This is a genomic window from Polynucleobacter necessarius (assembly GCF_900095215.1).
Classification (GTDB): domain Bacteria; phylum Pseudomonadota; class Gammaproteobacteria; order Burkholderiales; family Burkholderiaceae; genus Polynucleobacter; species Polynucleobacter necessarius_H.
This window is the reverse complement of the sequence record NZ_LT606949.1, coordinates 233,243-249,893: the sequence shown is the minus strand read 5'-3', so window position 1 is coordinate 249,893 and position 16,651 is coordinate 233,243. Positions and strand designations below refer to the sequence as shown.

General features: G+C 40.1%; 19 protein-coding genes and 1 pseudogene. 1 reads left to right on the top strand and 19 read right to left on the bottom strand.

The window, feature by feature from the left end; genetic code table 11:
- Positions 1-17: 17 nt before the first annotated feature.
- The 19 genes and pseudogenes from DXE35_RS01440 to DXE35_RS01335 all read right to left on the bottom strand — a co-directional run bounded on the left by DXE35_RS01440 (position 18) and on the right by DXE35_RS01335 (position 16,335).
- A complete protein-coding gene (locus DXE35_RS01440) occupies positions 18-872 on the bottom strand; it encodes a dTDP-4-dehydrorhamnose reductase family protein (protein ID WP_114689314.1) in 855 nt (284 codons plus the stop codon).
- 105 nt (positions 873-977) lie between these two features.
- Positions 978-1,784 (bottom strand): sterol desaturase family protein, encoded by an 807-nt coding sequence (locus DXE35_RS01435; protein ID WP_162784926.1) that lies wholly within the window; start codon positions 1,782-1,784, stop codon positions 978-980.
- 2,824 nt (positions 1,785-4,608) lie between these two features.
- Complete coding sequence (locus DXE35_RS01405) at positions 4,609-5,154, bottom strand: hypothetical protein (RefSeq protein WP_114689307.1); 546 nt, start codon at positions 5,152-5,154, stop codon at positions 4,609-4,611.
- Between the two features lie 17 nt (positions 5,155-5,171).
- Complete coding sequence (locus DXE35_RS01400; RefSeq protein WP_114689306.1) at positions 5,172-5,504, bottom strand: glycosyltransferase family protein; 333 nt, start codon at positions 5,502-5,504, stop codon at positions 5,172-5,174.
- A gap of 204 nt (positions 5,505-5,708) precedes the next feature.
- The gene (locus DXE35_RS01395; protein ID WP_114689305.1) at positions 5,709-6,161 is read right to left on the bottom strand and encodes a glycosyltransferase family protein; all 453 of its coding nucleotides are present in this window, start codon (positions 6,159-6,161) and stop codon (positions 5,709-5,711) included.
- A 30-nt stretch (positions 6,162-6,191) separates the two neighbouring features.
- A complete protein-coding gene (locus DXE35_RS01390) occupies positions 6,192-6,554 on the bottom strand; it encodes a glycosyltransferase family 2 protein (protein WP_114689304.1) in 363 nt (120 codons plus the stop codon).
- A gap of 2 nt (positions 6,555-6,556) precedes the next feature.
- Positions 6,557-7,387, bottom strand: coding sequence for an alpha-1,2-fucosyltransferase (locus tag DXE35_RS01385; protein WP_231969913.1), 831 nt, complete (start codon positions 7,385-7,387; stop codon positions 6,557-6,559).
- Between the two features lie 50 nt (positions 7,388-7,437).
- Complete coding sequence (locus tag DXE35_RS01380) at positions 7,438-7,932, bottom strand: hypothetical protein (RefSeq protein ID WP_162784925.1); 495 nt, start codon at positions 7,930-7,932, stop codon at positions 7,438-7,440.
- Between the two features lie 9 nt (positions 7,933-7,941).
- Positions 7,942-8,844 (bottom strand): hypothetical protein, encoded by a 903-nt coding sequence (locus tag DXE35_RS01375; protein WP_162784924.1) that lies wholly within the window; start codon positions 8,842-8,844, stop codon positions 7,942-7,944.
- Positions 8,845-8,878: 34 nt separating this feature from the next.
- Complete coding sequence (locus DXE35_RS09170) at positions 8,879-9,034, bottom strand: hypothetical protein (protein ID WP_162784923.1); 156 nt, start codon at positions 9,032-9,034, stop codon at positions 8,879-8,881.
- Between the two features lie 67 nt (positions 9,035-9,101).
- Positions 9,102-9,902 (bottom strand): hypothetical protein, encoded by an 801-nt coding sequence (locus DXE35_RS01370; RefSeq protein ID WP_162784922.1) that lies wholly within the window; start codon positions 9,900-9,902, stop codon positions 9,102-9,104.
- Positions 9,847-10,197, bottom strand: coding sequence for a carbamoyltransferase C-terminal domain-containing protein (locus tag DXE35_RS10860; protein ID WP_162784921.1), 351 nt, complete (start codon positions 10,195-10,197; stop codon positions 9,847-9,849). The genes DXE35_RS01370 and DXE35_RS10860 overlap by 56 nt, the downstream gene beginning before the upstream one ends.
- Positions 10,181-11,071 carry a carbamoyltransferase C-terminal domain-containing protein gene (locus DXE35_RS01360; protein WP_331851919.1) on the bottom strand — a complete coding sequence of 297 codons (891 nt, stop codon included), beginning with the start codon at positions 11,069-11,071 and terminating at the stop codon, positions 10,181-10,183. Before DXE35_RS01360 ends, DXE35_RS10860 begins: the two co-directional genes overlap by 17 nt.
- Positions 11,072-11,323: 252 nt before the next feature.
- Positions 11,324-11,605 (bottom strand): hypothetical protein, encoded by a 282-nt coding sequence (locus tag DXE35_RS01355; RefSeq protein WP_114689298.1) that lies wholly within the window; start codon positions 11,603-11,605, stop codon positions 11,324-11,326.
- Between the two features lie 407 nt (positions 11,606-12,012).
- The gene (locus DXE35_RS01350; protein ID WP_231969912.1) at positions 12,013-12,828 is read right to left on the bottom strand and encodes a DegT/DnrJ/EryC1/StrS family aminotransferase; all 816 of its coding nucleotides are present in this window, start codon (positions 12,826-12,828) and stop codon (positions 12,013-12,015) included.
- A 169-nt stretch (positions 12,829-12,997) separates the two neighbouring features.
- On the bottom strand, positions 12,998-13,543 hold the full coding sequence (locus DXE35_RS09435; protein WP_197713919.1) for an NAD-dependent epimerase/dehydratase family protein: 546 nt from the start codon (positions 13,541-13,543) through the stop codon (positions 12,998-13,000).
- Positions 13,512-13,757 (bottom strand): NAD-dependent epimerase/dehydratase family protein, encoded by a 246-nt coding sequence (locus tag DXE35_RS09430; RefSeq protein ID WP_197713918.1) that lies wholly within the window; start codon positions 13,755-13,757, stop codon positions 13,512-13,514. The genes DXE35_RS09435 and DXE35_RS09430 overlap by 32 nt, the downstream gene beginning before the upstream one ends.
- Before the next feature lie 24 nt (positions 13,758-13,781).
- A pseudogene (gene gmd / locus DXE35_RS01340) lies at positions 13,782-14,849 on the bottom strand (GDP-mannose 4,6-dehydratase).
- Between the two features lie 10 nt (positions 14,850-14,859).
- Entirely contained in the window at positions 14,860-16,335 is a 1,476-nt protein-coding gene (locus DXE35_RS01335) for a mannose-1-phosphate guanylyltransferase/mannose-6-phosphate isomerase (RefSeq protein WP_114689297.1), read from the bottom strand.
- Positions 16,336-16,489: 154 nt separating this feature from the next.
- On the opposite strand from DXE35_RS01335, the gene DXE35_RS09165 reads away from it, so the two are divergent.
- On the top strand, positions 16,490-16,636 hold the full coding sequence (locus DXE35_RS09165; protein WP_162784920.1) for a hypothetical protein: 147 nt from the start codon (positions 16,490-16,492) through the stop codon (positions 16,634-16,636).
- Positions 16,637-16,651 lie beyond the last annotated feature (15 nt).

Genomic DNA, 16,651 nt, shown 5'->3' with positions numbered 1-16,651 from the left:
TCCAAAAAAAAGATGGTTCAATAAAACTGATGCATGCGCTCAATCAACTCAGGCCAAGGTGGCGCAGAATAACCAGTGGCATTATAAAAACGGGATGCATTAAGGGAGCGGTCTATTGAAAAATCGTCAGATGGATCAATATGAATTTCTTTGCAATAAATTTTCGCTATTAAATTTAATAACTCAAATTTACTAATAGGCTGAGAGGCTATATGATAAACACCTCTAAGCTCTGGCCTAGGAAAAATAAAGTCTCTAACTATGCGTGCAAGCTCTACTGTAGGAAGGCCAGTATATATAGCTTTTCTAAACCCATTAACCCGACCAGATTGAGACAAAAACCAGCTCACCAAACTTCGAGAACCGCTTAACTCATGACCAATAATTGATGTCCGTAGAGTAATTGCATTAGGGTAATCAACCTCTCCTAGTAATTTTGAGCGCCCATATAAATCCGTTGGATTGGGTGCATCACTCTCTAAATACCCCCCAACCTCACCGGAAAAAACACAATCCGTACTAAAGTGAATAAGCCTCGCATTAATAATGCCACATAATGCAGCAAGCCTATGCGGCAAAATAGAGTTGATCGGAATCGCCTGCAATGGATCGGCCGAATCCGGCAACTGTTTCACCAGGCCAATACAGTTAATAACAATGGTCGGCCGTATGTCAGCCATAATTTTCACTAATGCATCATGATTCTCTACATTAACGCCGTCTACTATTTTGTAGGCATGGTTTTCAGAGTCAACGAGAGCGATGCCAACAGACCGCACAGTTCCAAAAACCTTCAAATTCTTATCTGAACTCAAAAAACGTAGCATGGCATTTCCAAGCATTCCAGATGCACCTAAGACTAATATCTTCATATTCTCTCAATATTTTTAATAAAATTTTAACACTAGATAAAATTTAGCAATGATTTATACGCGATACCATTTTAAATAAAAATAGACCCTTAGAATATTTTCGAATTACCTAATAAATAATTTCATTAAAAGACAAATTTGCATTTTGATGAAAATTTTCCAATTAATGAGAATTTGCTTACATGGGAAGTGATTTTGAGGATCATTGGGTATCCCCAGCATCGAAGTATCATGATTCTTTCCGGAGTACCATGTTCCAAACAGATGATCCCAAATCGGGAAAAGGAATGAAAAATTCTTATCTCGATGTGATTCATGAGCTGAATGATGTATAAGGTGCGAATGGGGTGATACAACTATCCACTTACCAACAAATCCCCAATTATGGTTAATCTTGCTATGAATAATTTGAGTATGAAAGATTGATAGAAAGATAACCGCATCAGGAATACCTGCTGGAGACCCAAAAATAGCCGATGGGATGCCAGTCGCAAGAGCCCAGATTGACCCAACTACTGGATTATCCCTAGACCCACTAAAAACCGTCATTGAAGTGGTTGAATGGTGATATTTGTGAAGTTGCCAGAAACTCTCAGAAATGTGAAAAAATCGATGCAGCCAATAGAACAGAAGATCTCCTGCAGCTAGGGCTAGAATAACCTGAAGCCAAAAATAAGGCACCAACAAAATTAACTTAACTGAGGATAATTTAAAAAACCAATCGTTTAATATTGATCCAACATATACGCCGACAGATAATGTTAATAATCGGCCAATAAAAGGCCAAATCATTATGATTTCCATTACCCAAATAAAAAAATCTTTTCTTAAATCCCATGAAAAGTTTTTTGTATAAATTGCATAGAGTGTCGAGGATTTTTTAAGAAAAATCCACTCAACAACAATAGCCATTAAGGTTGCAGGTGCGAATATAAGAACCATCCACCTTATATTCGCCACCTGAAATAAAGATATGAATTGATTTAAATAATCCATGTAATCATGATAAGTGATTTTTATCATTCAAGATAAAAGCGCCCTTTCTTAAAAGCACTTTATGTGCAATTAATATTGAAAACCTAATTTTTATTGTCTATGGCTTTATGCAACGCCTTTGAACCCGATGAGCTCCACTGAGCCTAGCATATATCGAAGTAGCAAAACGCAACCGAGTAAACTTTCACAAGGAATGCGAAACTTCTGACTTTTAATATAGGTGGGATCGCTAATACCGTTTATCATCCCTTCCACAACCCGGCGCCAACAAAACCACACTTTTTTTCAAATATTTTCTCACTCTATGCACTTGTAAATCTTGTCGCATCTTAAGTAGGCAATGAACTATCTATAGACAATGGCTATTGAGCGAAAATCAAATGATTCTAATTAGAAGCGCTCTTAAACCTCTTTCTGTATACATCAATTGGCTTTTCCTTTTCAATAGCGTAATAGATGATATTAGACACTAGAATCACAAAAAAGTAACAAGAGGAAATTAAGTTACTATTTTTTATATAAAACGGTAATTTTAGAAGTACGTATGCAATCACAAAAATATGAGAAAGGTAAATTGGATAGGATAGACTTCCAGCGAAAATATCAAATTTATTATTTTTTGTTGCATCAAAAATGCCATTTATTGAGAAAACCATAAGAACAATGAAGAAAATTTTCTTAACTTCAATATTAAAGTCAATAAGATTAAAAATTAGAATAAAACAGGATAACGGCGATAAACCCCACCGTTACAAATGCACCCGAATAAATTACTTTAATGCGCTCTCTATTAAAGTAAGTTAGACTTTCAAGAAGAAAGTACCCCGTCTCGGAAGAGAAAAATCGATACGACCAATGGTCTAACGAGAATCCATTGAAATACAAGGTGGCTTTAAGCAAGAATGAGCCGAGCATACAGACGCCCATAAATTTCAATGAGCGACTAAAAAGAAATCGCACAAGCAGGTAGAATCTTAACTCCATTTCCAGCGACCAGGCTGGCGGAAGGAGTAAAAATGACCATATTGGTGGTGAATATTGCAAAAACACAGCAAGGTGAAAATGTGCGCCATCTATACCAAAATAGAGCGACATCCTTAAAAAATATTAAGAGGCGAAGGCACATTTGCAATCTGATGCCAGAATGAGCCACCACCTAGAACAAGATAAAGCATCAATATAGAGCAAAGTGCATAAGTTGGGTAAAGCCTAAGATAACGACTTTTCCAAAATAAAACTTTAGTTTTATAAGTTCAATAGCACATCGCCATGAAAAATCCTGAAATTATAAAAAAGTTTCGACGGCAACTTCACAACCAACCATTTTAAAAATATTGTGTGAATCGGCGTGCCAAGCAACAACCGATAAAGCGAGTAAAAGTCTAATTAATCCCATGTTCGTGATTTATTTTTTGATTGCAAAGGTCCAATTAATACTTTCATTGGTCAATTATCCAAATGGTCGCAGTTGTAGAATTATATGGGAAGCTTGGATGACCCGAGAAAGAATGTTTGATGGTCATTACGATAAAAAGAGCGCAGAAAACCGATGGGTCATTATAAAACCATTGATATAGGCGGGAGGAGCACGCCAACTCTAAGTAGCATTAATCTCATTTGTTGGCCAGTATTTAGTCGAATACAGATCACTCCTCTTTGGCGCCAATAAATTAAGTCTGCCTTCTTCGGCATAGCTTGAAGTACCACCAGGCAGGGCGCCAAAAATCAGCGCAAATCTACGAATGAAAAGACCACAAACTACCAATATAGAAATCAGATCATTAGTGATGTCCGTAATTTGCCATGCGGTTATCAATTTAACCATCTTATGGTTTTGTGAAACAAATGTACGCAAGAATATGCAAATGGGGAGCCCCATAAATGCACATGAAAGTCCCAATAAAATCGTTTATACGTTAAGACTCAGGCAGGTTTAATAATTTATCTGGGTGCGCTGTTGATCAAAAAACCAACCCCATTTATTAAAGTATCTGGATACATTAACGCAATGAATCCATAGCATTTTCAGGGATTGATAAGAGTCTCTCGCATGATGATGGGTTACTGTAGCTCCAGGATAGTAAAGAATGATGAATTTTTCATTAATCCTGCGAGTAAGAGCTACATCTTCTCCGTACATGAAAAACGCTCATCGAATAAGCCCGCCACCTTCAGTGCACTGGTTCTGAGCAACATGAAGCCTCCAGATAGATTTGGTACATTCATTTCATTTTCATACCCAGAGGATCTCGGCTCATATCGAGCCTCTCGTTTTATAAAAAAGCTGGCTAAGGGCCAAAACGAGAAACGTCTAATAATTAAATCTAGAGGTGTTGGTAGCAGCCTACAGAGATACTGGATGCTGCCATCCACACTCAGTATCTTTGGCATGAGATGGCCAACTTGCTCCCCTTGATTCGTGCGCTCAATTGCTTTTCTGAACTCTCCGGAATCAAAATATATATCTGGATTTAAAACAAGGTGGTAATCAAAATGATCTATCGCCTAGCTCATTGCAACATTGTGAGCAGCACCATAGCCTAGATTGGAGCCAGTCAAGGAATATTGAATCCAGTTCGCGCCGAATAAATCCCTCAAACTATCCTCTGGCGAATTATCAACAACATATCAAATCTCTATTAACTCAGATACCCCAAGAGAATCCAAGACCCGCTTAATCTGATCAACTGGAGTGTTGTACAAAATAAGAGAGGCGCTAATTTGTTTCATAATGAGAGCTTTACTTACGGACACCCGCCTGAATTTCGTTTACCCGCCTAGGGAAATGCATCACTAAATACCAAAACGTTAGTGCACGTACTTTAAAGGCATGCAGTGAACGGATGCCAAATTGGATGACTAGCAAGAAAATTCTTTGAAGGGGTCTGAACTCCCCCATTAACTCACGAGTAACATATGCTCCAGCCCTTACCATTGCTAGTGATTGATTCCATTGCTTAATAGGTGAATAGGACTTCACCCAATTATTTGGATAGTAATCCCAGCCAACATGCACCGCCTTATACTGATCGCCGGTTCTGCAAGTGAAATATTGAGGCTTAGCAAGCGAAGCATGTCCAATCTGAAATTTAAACTTTGTGATGAAATAGTCACTTCTATATAAGGCCATGATGGTATCTACAGGCGCAACGATATTAGAACCCACCTTCGGCCACTTCAGATAAGACTCTTCAATACTCAGGGATCTCGCCAAGCTGGGATTGCTCTTTAAATTATCATGATCTAAAGCCAATCCCAATTTTCCGATTGCGCAGTATGAGTTCATCTCTTGAACCAAATGAGTTAACCAGCAGACACCATGGATGGATAAGGGCACATAAATATCTGCATCAGAGAAAGCATAAAGTTGAGATTGTGGCCACGCAGGATGATCAAGGGCCAAATTAAATCCATAAATCCAGTATTTTTCGAATTACGAATAATCTGTGCTTGAAATTCTGCCTCCAGAATTTGGAATGTATATCTTAGATCCTCAGAATCTGGGGAGTTGTTATCAATAATAAATATGCAAAACGGGTAAATCGTTCTCTCATGAATCAACTTAACTGCGCGCAAAAGAACATCCGCTTGATCATGGTGCAGCAATACAATTGGAATAATTTTTTTATCTAACATTTGGTTTATTTACCCAGGCATGAGTGATTTAGCCCATCCTAGGAGTCGGGGATTTTCAAGCATCTTAAATTTACTAGATGCAAACATCATCATACGTACACCCAGGGCATAAGGGTAATTATGAGTTACACAGATGCGCTGCCATCTTTTTGATGCCGACCGGTCAACGTGGCAAGCCTTCAAATACAGAATCTCGATAAATCTTCAAATAACAAGCTGCGACTCTCTTGATGCTTCACTCAAAATCCTGAAAACCAAGAAGTCCACCTTGTCCATATTAATTTTCGATAGTGCAAGCTCATAAAGTTTTAGAAGCTCTTCTGCAAAATCATTGTCTAAATGCCGCACCAGACCTGAATATTTCCAGTAGGAACGCCTAACTAATTTCAAAAGTTTCTGTTGTTGAATGTTAGTGGCAGATGAAATTTGCGCAGGATGCACTCTGTACTTTAGAGGCACCTCTGGAATATTGGCAAGCTTCACCCAGAGCAAGTCAGATCGAGTCCATAACTCATAATCTTCCGCTTTATCCCAGTCTGGGTTGTACTTTAATCTTTTGATTAAGTCCGTTTTCATCATCACAGTAGGGTGCGCGAGGAGGGACCCAAACAAAAGACCGTATTTTATTTCTTGATCGCCAATAGGATGCTTCCGCACTTCTGTTGGTCCAGAGCCAAAACACTCAATCTACGTGCCACAAATATCAGCAGATTCCTGGGTAAGCCAATGTATTTGACGCTCAAATCGATTGAGCAAGGCTATGTCATCTTGATCCATTCTTGCAAACCAACGGCCCATTGCGAGAGTGGCAATTTCATTGACGGTATCTGAAAATCCTCGATTATTTCTTTCAATTAATTTAATGCTAGAGTCCCTGGCTGCGAACACCCTTAGCATCTCGCGCGATCCATCTATTGATCCATCATCAATAATTAAGAACTCAAAGTCTGTAATAGTTTTACTAAGAATAGACTGCACTGCATCTGATAAATACTTCTCTCCGTTATAAACCGGCATGGCAACGGTAATGAGTGGAGATGGATTTGGCATGACTAGATACTTCTCCACTGCGACGGTATTAAATCTTTAATATCATTTCCATTGTGAAACCATTGTTTTGGTGATATTACAACTTTATTAGAATGAGCATTTAACCAAGTACCACACCAACTAAAGGAGCTATTTGCAATGATGTTGTGTTTGCATATGCTCATCAACTGCATATCCCGGTCACTATCAGCGCCAATATTTTGGTATACAAAAGTATGGGGGGTTGGAATACTCAAATTTTTCCTTACCAAATCAATCTCATCGGAAAATATAAAAATATGTGGTTTACCCACTTCGTCCATCATCAGCCGTATCGCTTCAGAGTAATAGTTCAAAGTACATGTACCATGCACAGCGTTTGCTTTTGGGTTTTGAACATAGTCTCCGCGCCTAATATGCAGGCTCACTGAATTTTCACCTTCAATCTTCTTGGCCAATTCAAGATTTACTGATGTCATTGGGTTCTTAAAAGCAAAATCCGCACGCAATTCATTCGCAACATCCAGAAAATATTTGTCGCTTTGCCAGTAACCCCTGATGTAACTATTTTTAGGGGAGGAGCTTAACTCTGGCCAATATTCAAAATGAGGCTCAACAATAAACTCATTAACCCTGAGCCAGGAAAACGATGCTCGAGATAGAAGTGTTCTAATATTTTGATAACCCTGAAATCCAAGCATATTTATCAAATCTTTATTGGTAGCCAAATTAATTTGGCAGTTGAATACCTTCTCCAACTCAAAACCCTGGTGCAGCCAGTACCCCACAAAAATCAGATATATCAACTTTAAGTTCGCACTTCCGCTTAATCGCAATGGATCGACCGGCGGCATATTGAAACATTTGATTGCCAAGACTTCCAATAAGATGCGTAATGATCATGTTACTGAGCTCTTAATGGAACCGATAGTAATCGCTTAAGGGCCATGTTTCTCCGCAAGAATAAAAAGACCCCAATAAAAGCGAGTACCCCAAGAACCAAAAGCATACATATTGCCATACCCAGACCACTTGGGTCTGGCATATAGCGACCCAGAAATACTGATAAGAGTAAAAAACAACAGGCAAACAAGGTCTGGCGAATCTCAATAGTTAACTTAATACTTTTGCGGATTCCGAACCACATCGAGACGAATACAAATACCCCGCCGGCAACCATCGATAAGGCGGCTACATTAATAGGCAATTCCAAGATCCCGGCTAAGCAAAAAAGGCAAATCGTAACAACAGCACCAAAACCATAAGGAATAGCCAGCAACTTGGTTTCGCGCTTAGCATGGGCAGCATTCCCCAGCGTATTTCCTAGCATTCTAAATAACTCCACAAATACACCAATAACAAGGAAGCGGGACTGACACTGAAAATTGGGAACCAGCAATAAGATTATTCAGTATGGTGCGCCAAGAATAGCGACGCCTACAAAAATAATGTACAAAGGTAATATCACATTTAAAAGGTCTGAGGTTAAGGATTCAATTACCTCCTTGCTGGATACTCCGCTTATGCGACTATAAAAATATGGGTACAAAAATTGCATTGCCAAAGATTCTAGTAACGCAGAAATTTGAGCGGGAACCTGCAATCCAATTACAAGTAAACCTAATGCTGCAATACCACAGTAACCCTCCACCAAAAATCTATAGCCACTCATTTGGCACCACATTAAGCTGGTTGCAACTCCCAGCGGAAGACAATAAGTCATAACCGATGACTTATTGATTAATGCTAATCGCGAAATTGAAGTGGGAGGCATGGGCGCAATACGTCTAAAGAAAATCAGCGCAAAAATAACGCCTATAAACATACCCACCCCCTGCCCAAGGTACCATCCAGAAGCAGAGGGAGACTCTACCAAAATAATCAATATTGATACAACCAAACCAATCGCAATAGAAATCACAGTCATCAAAATTGATGCAGCCCTAAAACCTAAACTATTTAACATTGGAAGTAAGGTTGCGTTCCAGGACGCCATTAGCGTCATTAAAAACACAGCAGACACTGCATACAAGGTATTTACCAAAAAATACTCACCCATAAAAACAGCGATCGCAGTCCCAACCATGGAAACTAAAACTAGGTAAACCGGATATAGCCTAAGCTGCAATAAAAAAGAGTTATCACGCCACCACTCATGGGTGTGCAAATTAATATATTGTCCAATTGGGTTTCTAAGTAATAAGGCGCAAAATGTTTGAATTGCGATTAGAAAAGAGAGTTGCCCATCATCATCTGAGGATAGGTAAGTAGTAGCCACCCTAACCGATTCCAAAATAATAAAAGCGACCAATAGTCGCTCCAAGGCCACTAGAAAGAAATCAGACTTATGACGCAAGCTCTTCCACTACTGCATTAACAATGGTTTCAGCAAAGCAATCGGCGCCGAATTGAATGGCAGCCTCACCCCCCAAGAAAGGAAGCAATATTTTTTGATACCCTCTAAATTCATCTTCATTAATATTTTTTAGGTATCGATACACTGCATCAGTATTGCGAAACTTTCTTCTATCAATAAAACACCCAGATGGGATATATCGCTCTATATTGCTAGCCCCACCAATAAACTGGCACACAACCAGACAGAAAGCCGTCAAATATTTTTTCCGTGATGTACCCAGGTAGATCTCTGACATTTTCATAGCAAATTGCAAATCTAGTATGGAGCAATGCGTCGCTTTTATTTTTAAGCATCCCACGGTAACTTGGAAATGCGGTCAATTTAAGATGAGGGTAAATAAGCCTAGAAAGCAAGTTGATAATTCTGCCTAAGAACCCACTTCTTTTGGCAGGCAATTTCCATCCGGGCCCATACAAATCAAAGTCGTTCTTAGCATTAACCTCAAACCAACGAATAGCGGAAATGCGCTCTGGATATAAATTTCTTGGATCGCTCTTTGTAATACCTTTATTACCAGCCATAAGGCAGCAAAATCTATCCCTATCCTGAAAGCCATCTCCTGAAGGAATAGCAAGCACATTAGGGAAGTTAATCTTTAGATAGCGGTCTCCATCCACTAAACCATCATCCCAAGTAAATACTCTGCGGTATGGAGCCAGTAATTTTCGGCTTGCACTTTTAGCCCTTATCATTGGTGTTTCGAACATCAGCAAATAACTAAAGTTCGCGTTCCCAAGTTTTTGAATATCTTGATGCAACTCAAATTGCGGATTGAAGGATAGATTAAGCTCAGAAGTATTAAGCGTAATACTTTTTTTCTCGAAGGCATTCTTAAGCGCAAGATATGGGCCAAAAGTATTATCTCGATTTTTAACGCTAGTAGCGTCGAAAATCTCATTGTTTTTTATCCACGGAGCAATCAAACTTCCAATCATTCCAGCCGAGGTCATCGTCAAACCTTATGAAAGAGAATGTTATTAACAAGCAACCAATCCAACCCAGACTCCCGCAACGTTCTCTTATAGCATCTTCTGGAGTACTTACATTTGGCTCGCCATGCAAATTAAATGAAGTATTTAGAATGCCAGCAATACCAGTCTTTTTAGAAAAAGACTCAATTACCTTGTAGCACCCCGGATTCCAATCTTTCAGCACCGCTTGTGGCCGCATTGTAAAGTCTCGAGGGTGAACCGCAGCCGATAAATGCTCTCTAGCTAATGGTGTTGATTCAAACGTGATAGCCATTATATGTAGCATTGATCTTTTTTGGATTAACCGCATAACGATGCAGGTGCTCAGATAAAATACTTGGGATAAATGGTATCCAAAAATCTCGACACTTAATTTTGCTATTTAAACGCTCAATATTTTGAAAATTAGAGGGATTGCATAAAATTGAGCGATTCCCAAGAACTCTAGCACCCCACTCCTCAACTCCAGCACATCTAGCAACAATTTCATTTTTCGCAAGCAAATCCCCTACAAATTCTGCCACATCATCCGAAGAGAATCTTATGATTTCAAATTCTTTAGCCAAGCCCTCTCTAGAAATCATTTTCTCTACATAGTCATCCGAAAAACTTTGCCCCAAATACAAATCGGAAATGGGCTGTAGCTTTACTTGGCGACTTCTGTTTAATATGGCGAATGCACTAATTAGCAAAGATTCATCTGATGCGCTTGGCACAACAAAAAGATCATGAATAAATGAACTTCCAGCAAGTCGCTTAACCGCCTTAACGTTCATAAATACTCCACCCGATACGGCGATGCTAGATGTACCCGTCTTATTTGACCAATAGGCAGCCCACTCGCAAATCAGGCTTTCTGCGACTTTTTGGATTGCCCCTGAAATAACATCAAATCGCTCAAATGCATAAATTCGCATCAATTGCGGAAGTAAATTGTGCGCATTTACACTGCTTGCAAATTGTCCACCTCCATCAATCCAAAGAAGCAACTTCAACTCTTTCACCAGTCTATCAAGTTGATCTGAATCGGCATACGGCGCCATCCCCATCAATTTAAACTCATGCTCATTTGGCTTCATGCAAAGATAGGCTGTAGTTTCTGAAAATAAGTAGCCCAAAGAAACCGTGCGATCATTTTTTGAGAGCACGCTTAATACTTCATTGGAATAGGTCGATACAGTCGACGACAAACCGTCACGCTCACCGTCAAGAATTAAGACAAGCCAATCTTTTGACTCTCAAATTGAGAGAAGTAGGCGGCTGTTGCAGCATGGCATTGGTGATGGTCAAGAAATTCTACGGTCGCTCGCTTAAGTTGAATTTTCTCAAGCAGGAGACCCATTGCATCACTCACGGCGAAATGGATCTTAACTTTAGAAAGGGTATTTTGTACTCAACGACTAAAATTCTGAATGGCTATAGGCAAGGACCCAATAAACAAACTTTTTCTTTTTATTAAGCCAATAGTAATCCAGGTATCTTCTTGGTTGAATGCCATTTTTTAGTAGGTAAGCTGCGACCATGCCAGTTCCATCGATAAATGCGATGCTGTCCGCATTTTCAATATCTCCATTTAAAAAAGTATTTACAACGTAATCTAAAGCCTGAATGGGGAATCCTGTTGCATTTTTAATGCGAGAGATTCTCTCTTCATTCAGCAGACAAATAAATAATCTTTCCATTAACCGATAGCCCGACTGTACAGTTGTGCTCATAATGTATTGCTAGTGCCTTCGTTTTTGAATCCGCGCTAGATCATCAATTGCATCAGCAACTGAATAATGGTGATTGCCAATAAATAAGCCATTTCGGTCTATATGTTCAGCATTTTTTAGGTCTCCATGAATCTCGGAGTTGCAATCTTTAACCACTTCATTTTTTGAAAAATTACCAGCAACAATCGGCCTGCATTCGAAGCCTAGCTCTGTTAATTTTCTTACCAACTCTTTTCTAGTGAATGTTGATCCCGGCTTAATAACTAAGCTAAATCCAAACCAACTACTTTAGCCAATCTTGTTTTGAATCAAAAGATCCGGATGGTTCTTTAGCGTTTTCTGCAATAAGACACCATTCTTGCGACGCTCTTCAATTAACTTAGGGCGCTTTTTAACCTGCTCAATTCCAAGAGCCCCGACATCTCTAGAGGGCGCACGTTATACCCAGGCAATACAAATCTAAATGATGCTTCAAAAGGATCATCACTTTTGGTGCCACAGACGTGGTTTTCTTTAGGTAAATTACGCGTCCAACCATGTGCACGCAGGGATACAAGTACGTGGTACAGCTCTTCATTATCCGTGACAATTAATCCACCCTCCATGGTGGAAATATGATGAGAGAAAAAACTACTAAATGCCCCCATCACACCAAAAGTGCCAGCCATCTTGCCTTCAAACTGAGCTCCCAAGGATTCGCAATTATCTTCAATTAAAACAATTTGACGATTGCCAATAATTTGATAAATTTTCGAGAAATCATTTGGATTACCAAGTAAATTTACCGCCATGATTGCTTTTGTATTAGAGCTCACTGCAGCACTTAATTGATCAAGATCGTAATTGAGGGTATGCAAGTCGATATCAACAAACTTTAGCTTTAGCCCATACTGATACAAAGGATAGTAAGTGGTGCTCCAGGAAACGGCGGGCACAATGACCTCATCACCCGGCTTGAGCTGCAGTTTTGAATTTTTTGTATAAATTAACGCAGCCACCATCAGCAAATTTGCCGATGATCCAGAGTTAACCATCACCGCATATTTACTGCCAATATAACTTGCAACATCTTTCTCAAATTGAGCGACCTTAGGACCCATGGTAAACATGCCGCCAGAAATGACATCTTGTAAAGCCTGATACTCCGCTGAATCCCAGGTTGCAGTTGCTAAAGGGTATTTCATCTTCATTGGATGTTCTTTAAATAAAAATCGTAGGTTAGTTGAATGCCTTTCTCAAGGCTGGTCATTGATTGCCAACCACAAGTATTTTGCAACTCAGTTGATACTAGCTTTTGCTTCATCCCCACCGGTTTAGATAAGTCATGAATAAATTCACACTTCCAGCCAATCACATGCGCTACAGCCTGATAGTAGTCATTGATTGATAATCACCCCCTAAACCCACATTCATGAGGCTAGGGAGCATATCAAAAGAAGTAATTGCCTTGAAGATAGCATCAGCCAAATCACCCGCATACATAAATTCTCGACGAGCGTTTCCATCCCCCCAAATTTCAACAGTATTTTCATTATTCACCTTAGCCAAGTGAATCTTATGAATAATGGCAGGGATTAAATGTGAGTGTCTTGGATCAAACTTATCAAAGCGGCCAAACAAATTACAAGAAATCAAGGTTTTATATTGAAATGAGCTATCTTCTTTTTGGATATATTCACAAAGACGCATCGCAAATATCTTTGCTAGCGCATACCCTTCATTGGTAGGCTCAAGCTCACCCTTCAAGATTAGATCTTCCGTTAATGGGTTTGCCGCATTACGTGGGTACATGCATGAACTTGAAAGATTCAATACTTTTTTTACTCCAGCATCGCGAGATGCCAAAATAACGTTTCTTCCGATATCAATATTTTCAACCAAAAAAATCCACGGGGTGTGCCACATTGGCCTGAATGCCCCCAACACGACCAGCAGCATGTATCACAAACTCAGGGGCTGTTTTATCAAAAAAGCTTTTAACACTCAAAAAGTCGCGGAGATCTAACTCGTTGCTTGTCGGTGAAACAAAAGAGTAATGCTGCGCCATTGGATGCTCAAGAATATTCCGGCCAACCATTCCACGACCACCAGTAAGCAAGACCAACGGCTTATTACTCATTATCAACCTTGATTTCTCAAAGCTTTATGACTGCTTTTTTACCTGCAGGTCAAACTCTGCCTCAATCATATATGCAGCGGCCATCTCAGAAACCAACTGTTCAAAAGTAATCCGGGGTTTCCAACCTAACCTGTGATGAGCCTTTGATGCATCGCCCAATAAAGTTTCAACTTCGGTGGGTCTAAAGTATCTCTGCTCTACTGCAATCACGCACTTGCCTTGAGAGGCATAACCTTTTTCATTAACCCCCGAACCCTCCCAGCGAACGGTCATTTGCAACTCTTTTGCGGCCGCATCTACAAATTCACGCACACTATACTGGACACCGGTAGCAATAACATAATCATCAGGAGTGTCTTGTTGCAGCATTAGCCATTGCATTTCGATGTAATCTTTTGCATGCCCCCAATCCCGCTTTGCATCAAGATTTCCCAAGAAAAGACATTCTTGAATACCGAGCTTAATTCGAGCTAAAGCCCTAGTAATTTTGCGTGTAACAAAAGTCTCGCCCCGATTTGGGCTTTCGTGATTAAACAAAATTCCATTGCACGCATATATGCCGTATGCTTTTCGATAGTTGACGGTGATCCAATATGCATACAACTTTGCTACCGCATAAGGACTGCTTGGATAAAAAGGCGTGGTTTCCTTTTGGGGAATTTCTTGTACTCAACCATAGAGCTCAGATGTAGAGGCCTGATAAAAACGAGTTTTCTTTTCTAGGCCTAACATTCGAATTGCCTCGAGAATTCGCCAGGCCCAAAAACCATCGCTATTAGCGGTATATTCTGGTTCCTCAAAACTTACAGCTACATGACTTTGTGCTGCAAGGTTGTAAATTTCATCAGGCTGAACTTGTTGAATAATGCTAGTTAATGCACTCGAATTCGTCATATCGCCATGGTGCAAAGTAAAGTCTCTTCCGTGCTCATGGGGGTCATGAAATAAATGATCAATACGATCTGTATTAAAAAGAGAGGTTCTGCGCTTGACCCCATGAACAGAATAGCCTTTCTCACGTAAAAACTCCGCCAAATAAGAGCCGTCTTGCCCGGTAACTCCTGTGATTAGAGCAACTGTTTTTAGATTCATACTGTTTTCCTTAATTTCTGCCGTAGCTATCTTCAAAACGAACTATATCGTCTTCGCCCAAGTAGCTACCAGATTGCACCTCAATAATTTCTAGGGGCTCTGTACCCCGATTTGCCAGACGGTGAGATTGCCCTTGAGGGATATAGGTGCTTTGATTTTCTTTGAGGGTAATCACTTGATCACCGTTAGTAATTTCTGCAACACCCTTAACAACAATCCAATGCTCTGCGCGGTGATGATGCATTTGCAACGAGAGGCTCGCACCTGGTTTTACCTGAATTCGCTTGACCTTAAAGCGCTCGCCTTCATCCAAGCTGTCATACCACCCCCAAGGTCTTGCTACTTTGCGATGTAAATTCTTCTCTTCACGCCCCTGGGCTTCTAGTTGACTAACGATATTTTTAACATCTTGGCTATTGTTACGGTTCGCAATAAGTACAGCGTCAGCAGTTTCTACAATGACTAAATTTTCAACGCCAACAGCACTCACTAAACGGCTGTTAGCATACACCAATGAATTTTTAGTATTAGCAAGCAAGGTATCGCCACTAGTGACATTGCCATTGATATCTTGATTACCAACCTGCCAGACCGCATCCCATGCACCAAGATCACTCCAACCAGCGTTCAATTCAACCATCTTGACTGGGAAACGGGATTGCGGGCACTTCTCAATGACCGCATAGTCAATTGATTCACTTAGAATGGCTTCGAACTCAGCTTTTCCTGGGCGAATAAAGCTTGCTCCACCGGAAGAATCTTCTGATTTTGTTTGCCATGCTTTTTCCGAAGCGTCTGCAATATCTGGACGAAATTCTTTAAGGCTGGATAACCAAGTGCTTGCTTTTAAAACAAACATACCGCTATTCCAAAGATAGAAACCTTCAGACAAATAAGTCTGCGCCATCTTCCCATCTGGCTTCTCTACGAAACGCTTCACCTCGTAGGCATTATTTGCATCTTTGTGATCGTTGCGCTGAATATATCCATAGCCAGTTTCTGGTGCAGTTGGCGTGATGCCTAAGATAGCGATTGCATTCGGTGCGTCTTCTACGGAATGAATACAGTCTTGCAGCGCCTTAGTAAAAGCACTTTGATTGTGAATAGTTTGATCTGCAGGGGTAATAACCAAAATAGGATCTACACCATTTGATAATTGCTGTGCACATAGCGCCGCCATACTTAAAGCAGGCGCTGTATTGCGCCCAACTGGTTCAAGCAATAAAGTTGCATGAATTGATGTCAATTCTCGCAATTGATCCAGAATTAAGAATCGGTGATCTTCATTCGTTACTACTAGTGTGTTGCCAATTTGAATATCTGGGGTCGCAACGGAGTTAATGCGCCCTACCGCCTGCTGAAAAAGACTTTGGGATGAGCCATCCACAGATAACCCCAAAAATTGCTTCGGAAAGCCTGAGCGAGATAAAGGCCAAAGTCGCGCACCCGAACCACCGCAAAGAATAATTGGGAACACTAGGGTCATAAATAATCAATGAAGCTTTTATGCTCTTTATAAGTAATTAATGGCTCATTTTAAGGCTTTTAGGGTCTGACTTTCGAAAAGTGAAAGAATTTACTCAAATCAAAAAAGCGCAAAATAGCGTGGATTTTTAAAACCATAAAAATAAGGAGACAACATGGCAACAGGCACCATCCCTAAAATCAATTTACGTAACTCACTGACCGAATGTAGTCAGTCGGTTCGCAAAGAAAATGCGGGTAAATTTCAAAACTACAGCATTACAGACTGCAAAGCCTCAATTACTTCTGGAAAGATCAAATAAGCCAATCCTTTGTTT